The following is an 8,891-nucleotide window of genomic DNA, read 5'->3' as shown; positions in this document are numbered from 1 at the left end:
CTCCCACATTGGAATGCATTCCAATGTGGGAGCGGCGGTGCGACGACTCGACTTGCTCGCGAAGGGGTCATCACTGTTACCGCACATCTGCTGAACACCTTTTCTGAAACATCTGCCGACTACCCGGGTCCATTGCAGCTGCTAGGCTCAATCCCAGATCTCACTCGACAGAATCCTTGCTCATGTTCACGCGCCTGCTGCTGTTATGTGGCCTGTTCATGGTCGCCACCTCGACCGTGGCCATGACCATCTACAAATCCAAAGATGCCTATGGCGTGGTTTCCTACAGCGACCGCCCCAGCAAAGGCGCCCATGTGTTCGTTTTTCGCGATGGCATGGTCGAGCACCTCGAGCGTCAGGTGCGCCTCGTCATCATGAAGAAGAACGGCGTGCACAGCGTGTACGTGCGCAATGACCTGTATGCGCCGGTAGAAGTCGAATTGAGTTTTGCCGGGGTGAAGAACGCCAGCGGTGTGCCGGGTGGTACGATTCGGCGCGTGATACCGCTTCGCAGCAGCGTTCGGCTGGCGCAGTTCAAGGCGGCTAAAGGTGGAAGGCCACTCGCGTACGTCCCGAAGTTCAAATACTCCCTGGGCGATCCCTCAGGGCCTACGGTGGGCTATCGGTACCCGTTGCCCTGGCGTGGCGGACCGTTCCGGATCAGTCAGGGTGCCAACGGCCCCTACAGTCACTTCGGGCCCAAGAGCCGTTACGCCATAGACATCGCAATGCCTGAGGGTACGCCGATCATTGCCGCGCGAGGCGGGGTGGTGGTGAAAACCGAGAACAGGCAAAGCGGGCGCGGTACCGACGCATCCGGCAATTTCGTGCGGGTGCTGCACGATGACGGGACCATGGGTGTTTACCTGCACCTGAAGAAAGGCTCGGTCAGCGTTCGGGAAGGTCAGCGGGTACAGGTGGGCAGCGCCTTGGCGCTGTCAGGCAACACCGGCAACAGTACCGGGCCGCATTTGCACTTCGTGGTGCAGCGCAATACAGGGCTGGGGCTGGTATCGATTCCATACCAGTTCAACCAGCCGGTCAGCGCGCTGCCCAACTTTGCGTTGGGCAAGCAGTGATGCGTTGTCTGGTCTGACGCCATCGCGGGCAAGCCCGCTCCCACAGTTGAAATGCATTCCAGTGTGGGAGCGAGCTTGCTCGCGATGGTATCGACTAGAATCCGGATATCTCGATCAGTCCAGCATCAACACCTTGGCCAGGACAATCTTCGGCCCTTTCATCTTCTTGATGATGATCCGCAGGCCTTCGACTTCCAGTACTTCTTCCTCTTCCGGAACACGCTTGAGGCTCTCGTAGACCAGCCCGGCGAGGGTTTCGGCTTCGACATGGTCCAGATCGATGCCCAGCAGTCGTTCAACCTTGAACAGCGGCGTATCGCCCCGCACCAGCAGCTTGCCCGGCTGATACGCGAGGATCCCGCGTTCGGCCTTGCGGTGTTCGTCCTGGATATCGCCCACCAGCACTTCCAGCACGTCTTCCATGGTCAGGTAGCCGATGATGTTGCCGTCGGCCTCTTCGACCACTGCGAAGTGCGAGCCGCCCTTGCGGAACTGCTCCAGCAACTGCGACAGCGGCATGTGCCGCGACACGCGCTCCAGCGGGCGGGTCAGTTCGGCCAGGTTGAACGACTCGGGAATGTGATCCAGCGCCGCCAGTTCCAGCAGTAGATCCTTGATGTGCAGCAGGCCGACGAACTCCTGGCGTTCGCTGTCATAAACCGGGTAGCGGCTGAACTTGTGGCGACGGAACATCGCCAGGATCTGCTTGAGCGGCGCGTTGAACTCCAGGGTCACCAGGTCTTCGCGGGAGTTGGCCCAGTCGACCACTTCCAGTTCACCCATTTCCACCGCCGAAGCCAGCACGCGCATGCCTTGGTCGCTCGGGTCCTGGCCACGGCTGGAGTGCAGGATCAGCTTCAGTTCTTCACGGCTGTAATGGTGTTCGTGATGCGGGCCGGGCTCACCTTGCCCCGCAATGCGCAGGATGGTGTTGGCGCTGGCGTTGAGCAGGTAGATGGCCGGGTACATGGCCCAGTAGAACAGGTACAGCGGCACGGCGGTCCACAGCGACAGCAACTCGGGTTTGCGGATCGCCCAGGATTTGGGGGCCAGTTCGCCGACCACGATGTGCAGGTACGAAATGATGAAGAAGGCGGTGAAGAACGAGATGCCCTTGACCACTTCGGCCGATTGAACGCCGACCGCGCTCAACACCGGCTCAAGAATGTGGGCAAACGCGGGTTCACCGACCCAGCCCAGGCCCAGGGAGGCGAGGGTGATACCCAATTGGCAGGCCGACAGGTAAGCATCGAGCTGACTGTGCACGGTGCGCAGGATGTGCCCGCGCCAGCCGTTTTTGTCGGCGATGGCCTCGACCCGGGTCGAGCGCAATTTGACCATGGCAAATTCCGCCGCAACGAAAAATCCGTTGAGCAAAACCAGGATCAGAGCAAAAAGAATCATGCCGAAGTCGGCGAAAATTGTAGCGAGGGTCAAGCCAGGGGAAGGGTCCATGATGGAGTTTTGCGGGTTCCGTTTATTCGAGAGGGAAGTAAAAAACCGCGCCTGAAAGGCAGGCGCAAGTCAGCCAATGTAGCGGCTGACTTGGCGGTTGCCTAGTGGCGCGTGCTGACCGGTATCAGTCAGCGGTGCTGATAACCCGTGATTTGGTGACCTGGGCCGGGGCAAAGTGGCAGGTAAAGGTGCTGCCGTGGCCCGGTACACTGCTGATTTCCATCCGTGCCCGATGTCGTAACAGAACGTGTTTGACGATCGCCAGCCCGAGGCCGGTGCCCCCGGTGTTGGAGTTGCGGCTGGAGTCGACGCGGTAGAAGCGTTCGGTCAGGCGCGGCAGGTGTTTGTTATCGATGCCGATCCCGGAATCCTGCACGCTCAAGTGCGCCCCCTGGTCATCGCCCCACCAGCGAATGCGAATGTTGCCTTCGGCCGGGGTGTATTTCACCGCGTTGAACACCAGGTTGGAAAACGCGCTGCGCAACTCCGCTTCACTGCCCTTGAGCAGAATCGTCGGGTCTGCTTCCAGGGTGATTTTCTGGTTTTTCTGGCCGGACAACTGCTGCGCGTCGCTCTTGATCGATTGCAGCAAGCCGTCGATCGGCACCGGCTGGTTGTCCGACGGATAATCGGTGGCTTCCAGCTTGGCCAGCAACAGCAGGTCGTTGAGCAGGGTCTGCATGCGTCCGCCTTGTTGCTGCATCTGCTGCAGGGCACGGCCCCAGCGCGGGTTCACCTCGTCGACGTTGTCGAGCAAGGTTTCCAGGTAACCGCAGATCACCGTCAACGGTGTGCGCAGTTCATGGGAAACGTTGGCGATGAAGTCTTTGCGCATTTGCTCAAGCTGATGGATGCGCGTCACATCGCGCACCAGCATCAAGTGTTCGTTGTTGCCGTAACGGGTGATGTACAGCTGGATGCGCACACGGTCGTTGGTGGGCGAGGGGATTTCCAGTGGCTCGGCGTAGCTGTCTTGTTCGAAGTATTCCTTGAAGCGCGGGTGGCGCACCAGGTTGGTCACCGGTTGGCCGCTGTCCTGTGGTGTCTTGAGACCCAGCAGGGTTTCGGCGGCGCGGTTCCACCATTCCAGGTTGCCGTCGGTGTCGAGCATGATCACCGCGTCTTTCAGCGCGGCAGTGGATTCCTGAACCCGGTCGATCACCGCCTGCAAACGCCCGCGTACCCGTTGGTCGCGGCGTTGCAGGTGGTAGATGCTGTCGAACACCTCGCCCCACAGGCCGTAGCCGTCGGGTGGCGCTTCATCGGGTTTGTGCAGGCGTAGCCACTCGTGCAGACGCAGCAATTGCTTGAGAGTCCAGGCCAGGTAAAGACCCAGGCCTGCGGCGAGGCTCCAGCCGTAATAGCCGGTGATCAGGCCGATCACCAGGCAGGCGGTGACCAGCAGCAGCATGTGGCGAATCAGGGTGCCATGCCAGTTTTGGTTCACTTGACGCGCGTCCTTGTCAGCTTGTCGGGCGGTGAAGGTCCGGGTCAGGCTTTGGTAGAAAAGCGGTAACCGGTGCCGCGCACGGTTTGTACCAGATTTTCGTAAGCATCGCCGAGGGCTTTGCGCAGGCGTCTAATGTGCACGTCAACGGTACGCTCTTCGACGTAGACGTTGCCGCCCCAGACCTGATCCAGCAACTGGCCACGAGTGTAGGCGCGCTCCTGGTGGGTCATGAAAAATTGCAGCAGGCGGTATTCGGTCGGGCCCATCTCGGCGGGACGGCCGTCGATGGTCACGCGGTGGCTGATCGGGTCCAGCAGCAGGCCGCCGACTTCGATCGGTGCTTCGCCATCGGTCGGACCGGCACGGCGCAGCACGGCCTTCAGGCGCGCTACTAGCTCACGGGGGGAAAACGGCTTGGTGATGTAGTCGTCGGCGCCGACTTCCAGGCCCTGGATCTTGTTGTCCTCTTCACCCTTGGCGGTGAGCATGATGATCGGGATGTCTCCGGTCAGTTCATCACGCTTGAGACGACGGGCCAGTTCGATGCCGGAAGTGCCGGGCAGCATCCAGTCGAGCAGGATCAGGTCCGGTTTGCGGTCGACGATAATGGCGTGGGCCTGCTGGGAGTTTTCAGCCTCCAGGCAGTCATAGCCGGCCATTTCCAACGCAACGGCGATCATTTCGCGAATAGGCGCTTCGTCGTCGACGATCAGAATGCTCCTGCCAACCATGCCCTTAATCCTCTTGTCATTTAACTGTCTTGCGCCGCATTAGATAACGGAATTATTGCAGTCGTGTGACAGTATTTTAGTCGGTCGGCGATTGGCTGGATCCTGGGCTAAGCTTTAAGTCCGAATCCTGACAACCACAAAAGGAAGGTTTCATATGACTCTACACTCGCAATCCCTCAAGGCCCTGCTGCTGGCCGCTGCCCTGGCATTGCCTTCGATGGCCTTCGCCGCCGAACCGGGCATGATGAAAGACGGCATGATGACTGACCACAAAGGGATGACCCTATACACCTTCGACAAGGACGCGGGCGGCAAGTCGATGTGTAACGGCGACTGCGCCAAATACTGGCCGCCAATGATGGCGCCGGCGGGTGCCAAGGCCGAAGGTAAATGGACAGTCGTCAAGCGTGACGATGGCACAATGCAATGGGCCTATGGCGGCAAGCCGCTGTACTACTATGAGGACGACAAAAAACCCGGAGACATGACGGGAGACAAGAAAAAAGACGTCTGGCATGTCGTTCGCGAGCATATGTAACAACGCAAAAAGATCGCAGCCTTTGGGTATGAGCTGCCCAGGGCTGCGATCTTTTCAACGCTCAACGCAACGCGTAGTCCAGCACAATCCCGACGAAAATCGCCAAACCCGCCCAGTGATTGTGCAAAAACGCCTTGAAGCAACGCATGCGGTCCTTGTCGCGGGTGTACCAGAACTCCCACGCAAAGCAGCCCGCCGCCGCCAGTAATCCGAGGTGGAACCAGCCGCCAAGGTCGAACTTCGAACCCGCCAGCAGCAGGCAGCCCAACGCCAGCCCTTGCAAGGTCAGGATGATCGCCCGGTCCGCGTCGCCGAACAGGATTGCCGTGGATTTCACGCCGATCTTCAGGTCGTCATCTCGGTCGGTCATCGCGTAGTACGTGTCGTAACCCACTGTCCACATCAGGTTGGCGATCCACAGCAACCACGCGACGGCCGGCAATTCACCGGTTTCGGCGGTGAACGCCATCGGCATCCCCCACGAAAATGCGGCGCCCAGCACCACTTGCGGGTAATAGGTGTAGCGCTTCATGAACGGGTAACTGAACGCCAGCGCCAGGCCGCCCAACGACAGCCAGATGGTCGCGGCATTGGTGCACAGCACCAGCAGGAAACTCACGCCCATCAGCAATGCGAAGAACACCAGCGCCTCTTTGGAACTGATCTTGCCGCTCACAAGCGGCCGCTGCTCGGTACGCTTCACATGACCATCGACCTTGCGGTCTGCCCAGTCATTGATCACGCAGCCGCCGGCGCGGGTCAGCACTACGCCGAGGACGAAAATTACGATATTGGCCAGGGACGGCGAGCCCTTGCCGGCAATCCATAGTGCCCACAGTGTTGGCCACAGCAGCAGGTAAATGCCGATCGGCTTGTCCATACGGGTCAGCTGAATGAAGTCCCAGGCCCGGGGGTTCAACCGGTTCAAGGACTTGAGCAGGCTTTGGTACATCAACGGTTCTCCGATTGGGCGCAGGCGGCGTCCCACAGGGAAGGCAGGAAAATTTCGGCCACCAGCACGCTCAGCGCGCCGCGATCGAAGCGCGAACGGCGGCCCCATAGCCCAGGCGATTGCACCTCGGCGGGCAGCCACGCTTGCGGATAATGGCAAACCTCGATGGCCCGGCGCTGGAAAGCCTGATCGCAAAACAGCAATTCGCCCAGCGAGCGGCTACCCAGTTCGTCCATGTGCAGGCCGTCGCCTTGCAAGGCACTGCGTGACGCCACGCTGCGCGCAAACACCCACGCCTGGCCATGACCGCGCAAATACACCTCGCGCACCCAGCCCTCACTGCCTTCGGCCAGGTCCAGCGCTGCGCACTCGTCGGCGCGCAGGGGCTGCCAGCCTTCGAACATCGGCGAGACGCTGAAGGCGTCATTCGACAGATGAATCAAACGTCTGGTCAGCGAGCCTTCATCGAACAGCCAGTCGAGGGTGGAGGCATCGGGGAGGGGCGCCAGTTCGCTGCGCGAGAGCCAGAGAGGAGCTGGAGAGGGGGATTCTGTGTGTTGCACAATGAGTCATTATTGGCAGCAAATGAGGCGGCGAGCTTAACATGTCAGCCACCGATATCGATTGAATTGGCCTGCCGTTGCGCCGAACAGGCTTGCATCCGGCGGCCCCGATCAGTACAAAACGCGCTGAGTCGGACGGCAGTGCTACAACCATCGACCGTCCGGCCGGCAAAACGCCTGAACCCTGAGGAAGTACCTGATGAAAAAGTGGCAATGTATCGTCTGCGGCCTGATCTACAACGAAGCCGACGGTTGGCCGGATGACGGCATTGCGCCGGGCACCCGTTGGGAAGACGTCCCGGCAGACTGGCTGTGCCCGGACTGCGGTGTGGGCAAGATGGATTTTGAAATGATCGAAATCGCTGCCTGAATAATTGAGGAGTAAGGAATGAACGCACCAGTCGTCATCATTGGCACCGGCCTGGCGGGCTACAACGTGGCCCGCGAGTTTCGCAAACTCGATAGCGAAACCCCGCTGCTGCTGATTACCGCCGATGACGGGCGCTCCTACTCCAAGCCGATGCTCTCCACCGGCTTCGGCAAAAACAAGGATGCCGACGGCCTGAGCATGGCCGAACCCGGCGCCATGGCTGAACAGCTCAAGGCTGAAATACGCACCCACACGCGCATCAGTGGCATCGACCCGGGCCACAAGCGCCTGTGGATCGGTGAAGAAGCGGTGATCTACCGCGACCTGATCCTGGCCTGGGGCGCCGAAACCGTGCGCGTGCCCATTGAAGGCGACGCGGCGGACTGCGTATTCCCGATCAACGACCTGGAAGATTACGCACGCTTCCGTGCAGCGGCTGCCGGCAAGCGGCGCGTGCTGCTGCTCGGCGCCGGTCTGATCGGCTGTGAGTTCGCCAACGACCTGACCCTGGGTGGCTACGAAGTGCAGCTGGTTGCGCCGTGTGAACAAGTCATGCCGACCCTGCTGCACCCGGCGGCCGCCGCTGCGGTGCAGGCTGGCCTGGAAAGCCTCGGCGCACGTTTCCACCTCGGGCCGGTGCTCAATCGCCTGCAACGCGTGGCGGACGGCCTGGAAGCTCACCTGTCCGATGGCCAGGTGATCCCGTGCGACGTGGTGGTCTCGGCCATTGGCCTGCGCCCGCGCGTCGACCTGGCGGCAGCGGCCGGTTTGCAGGTCAACCGCGGCATCATGGTCGACCGGCACCTGAAGACCTCCCACGCCAACATCTACGCCCTGGGCGATTGTGCCGAGGTCGATGGGCTGAATCTGCTGTACGTGATGCCCTTGATGAGCTGTGCGCGAGCGCTGGCGCAAACCCTGGCCGGCAACCCGACCGCCGTCACCTATGGCCCGATGCCGATCACCGTCAAAACACCGGTGTGCCCGCTGGTGGTGTCCCCGCCGCCACGGGATGCAGAAGGCATCTGGACCGTCGAAGGGCAGGGCGCCGACATCAAGGTTTTATGCCACGATGCCGCAGGCAAACTGCTCGGTTATGCCCTCACCGGTGCCGCCGTGATGGAAAAACTGGCCCTGAACAAAGAGCTTCCAGCCCTGTTGGCATAAATACCGGTCGTTCTGTCGGAATCACCCCCCTTTTGCCCTAACAATGGCCGCGCCGATACTGGCGCGGGGCCTCACTGCGTGCCATCCTCACTCCCGTCTGCCGCAGAGTAGAGCATCTGCGGCGCTTTTGGCGCTGCTCCGCAGAGGGCAGCACGGACATAACAACAACAAACCGTCAAAGGGGCTTCACTCACATGCGTAAACCAGACCTCGCCGCAGCCATTGCTGAAAAAGCAGACCTCACCAAAGAACAAGCCAACCGCGTTCTCAACGCCGTTCTTGAAGAAATCACCGGTGCCCTGCACCGCAAAGACAGCGTGACGCTGGTGGGCTTCGGCACCTTCCTGCAACGCCATCGCGGTGCCCGCACCGGCAAAAACCCGCAAACCGGTGAACCCGTCAAAATCAAGGCCAGCAACACCGTTGCGTTCAAGCCAGGCAAGTCGTTGAAAGACAGCGTCAATCCGTAAGCCGTTTTCGCCTCTCGCGTAGCGGGGGGTGGAATAAAAAATGGGCACGCCAACCAGGGTTGGGTGCCCATTTTTTGTGGGGTTAACAGAGCTTGTTGAAATCCGTCCCCTGAAAT

The 8,891-nt window shown here is 60.5% G+C and carries 10 protein-coding genes; 5 read left to right on the top strand and 5 right to left on the bottom strand.

Translation table 11 applies throughout. The annotated features are described in order from the left end of the window. Positions 1-182 precede the first annotated feature (182 nt). Positions 183-1,079 carry a peptidoglycan DD-metalloendopeptidase family protein gene (locus AC07W4_RS03310; RefSeq protein ID WP_008045521.1) on the top strand — a complete coding sequence of 299 codons (897 nt, stop codon included), beginning with the start codon at positions 183-185 and terminating at the stop codon, positions 1,077-1,079. Positions 1,080-1,193: 114 nt separating this feature from the next. On the opposite strand, the gene AC07W4_RS03305 is transcribed toward AC07W4_RS03310, so the two are convergent. From AC07W4_RS03305 to phoB, 3 genes are all read right to left on the bottom strand, one after another. Continuing rightward, positions 1,194-2,534, bottom strand: a complete 1,341-nt coding sequence (locus AC07W4_RS03305; protein WP_493725602.1) for a hemolysin family protein — start codon at positions 2,532-2,534, stop codon at positions 1,194-1,196. A 124-nt stretch (positions 2,535-2,658) separates the two neighbouring features. Then, positions 2,659-3,945 carry a phosphate regulon sensor histidine kinase PhoR gene (phoR, locus tag AC07W4_RS03300; RefSeq protein ID WP_238538744.1) on the bottom strand — a complete coding sequence of 429 codons (1,287 nt, stop codon included), beginning with the start codon at positions 3,943-3,945 and terminating at the stop codon, positions 2,659-2,661. 80 nt (positions 3,946-4,025) lie between these two features. Next, on the bottom strand, positions 4,026-4,715 hold the full coding sequence (gene phoB / locus AC07W4_RS03295) for a phosphate regulon transcriptional regulator PhoB (RefSeq protein WP_003229608.1): 690 nt from the start codon (positions 4,713-4,715) through the stop codon (positions 4,026-4,028). A 154-nt stretch (positions 4,716-4,869) separates the two neighbouring features. On the opposite strand from phoB, the gene AC07W4_RS03290 reads away from it, so the two are divergent. After that, complete coding sequence (locus tag AC07W4_RS03290; protein WP_495031469.1) at positions 4,870-5,253, top strand: COG4315 family predicted lipoprotein; 384 nt, start codon at positions 4,870-4,872, stop codon at positions 5,251-5,253. 61 nt (positions 5,254-5,314) lie between these two features. Here the strand turns inward: AC07W4_RS03290 and ubiA are convergent, their stop codons facing one another. Then, positions 5,315-6,205 carry a 4-hydroxybenzoate octaprenyltransferase gene (gene ubiA, locus AC07W4_RS03285; protein ID WP_495031468.1) on the bottom strand — a complete coding sequence of 297 codons (891 nt, stop codon included), beginning with the start codon at positions 6,203-6,205 and terminating at the stop codon, positions 5,315-5,317. Next, positions 6,205-6,768: a chorismate--pyruvate lyase family protein gene (locus AC07W4_RS03280; protein WP_495031467.1), complete on the bottom strand. Its 564-nt coding sequence runs from the start codon at positions 6,766-6,768 to the stop codon at positions 6,205-6,207. Before AC07W4_RS03280 ends, ubiA begins: the two co-directional genes overlap by 1 nt. A 199-nt stretch (positions 6,769-6,967) precedes the next feature. Here AC07W4_RS03280 and AC07W4_RS03275 point away from each other — a divergent pair, with 199 nt between their 5' ends. The 3 genes from AC07W4_RS03275 (at position 6,968) to AC07W4_RS03265 (ending at position 8,775) form a co-directional block, all read left to right on the top strand. Continuing rightward, entirely contained in the window at positions 6,968-7,138 is a 171-nt protein-coding gene (locus AC07W4_RS03275; RefSeq protein ID WP_007995385.1) for a rubredoxin, read from the top strand. Positions 7,139-7,156: 18 nt separating this feature from the next. Next, a complete protein-coding gene (locus tag AC07W4_RS03270) occupies positions 7,157-8,305 on the top strand; it encodes an NAD(P)/FAD-dependent oxidoreductase (protein WP_495031466.1) in 1,149 nt (382 codons plus the stop codon). A gap of 194 nt (positions 8,306-8,499) precedes the next feature. After that, positions 8,500-8,775, top strand: coding sequence for an HU family DNA-binding protein (locus AC07W4_RS03265; RefSeq protein ID WP_003195589.1), 276 nt, complete (start codon positions 8,500-8,502; stop codon positions 8,773-8,775). Positions 8,776-8,891 lie beyond the last annotated feature (116 nt).

This window comes from Pseudomonas sp. GW821-FHT02A08 (assembly GCF_059422045.1).
The sequence above is the reverse complement of the archived record's forward strand: the minus strand, read 5'-3'. Positions and strand labels throughout refer to the sequence as shown.

Bases quoted from the DNA above. Each gene is read 5' to 3' on its own strand.
- AC07W4_RS03310 (WP_008045521.1), top strand. From the start codon at position 183: ATGTTCACGCGCCTGCTGCTGTTATGTGGCCTGTTCATGGTCGCCACC.
- AC07W4_RS03305 (WP_493725602.1), bottom strand. From the start codon at position 2,534: ATGGACCCTTCCCCTGGCTTGACCCTCGCTACAATTTTCGCCGACTTC.
- phoR (WP_238538744.1), bottom strand. From the start codon at position 3,945: ATGCTGCTGCTGGTCACCGCCTGCCTGGTGATCGGCCTGATCACCGGC.
- phoB (WP_003229608.1), bottom strand. From the start codon at position 4,715: ATGGTTGGCAGGAGCATTCTGATCGTCGACGACGAAGCGCCTATTCGC.
- AC07W4_RS03290 (WP_495031469.1), top strand. From the start codon at position 4,870: ATGACTCTACACTCGCAATCCCTCAAGGCCCTGCTGCTGGCCGCTGCC.
- ubiA (WP_495031468.1), bottom strand. From the start codon at position 6,205: ATGTACCAAAGCCTGCTCAAGTCCTTGAACCGGTTGAACCCCCGGGCC.
- AC07W4_RS03275 (WP_007995385.1), top strand. From the start codon at position 6,968: ATGAAAAAGTGGCAATGTATCGTCTGCGGCCTGATCTACAACGAAGCC.
- AC07W4_RS03270 (WP_495031466.1), top strand. From the start codon at position 7,157: ATGAACGCACCAGTCGTCATCATTGGCACCGGCCTGGCGGGCTACAAC.
- AC07W4_RS03265 (WP_003195589.1), top strand. From the start codon at position 8,500: ATGCGTAAACCAGACCTCGCCGCAGCCATTGCTGAAAAAGCAGACCTC.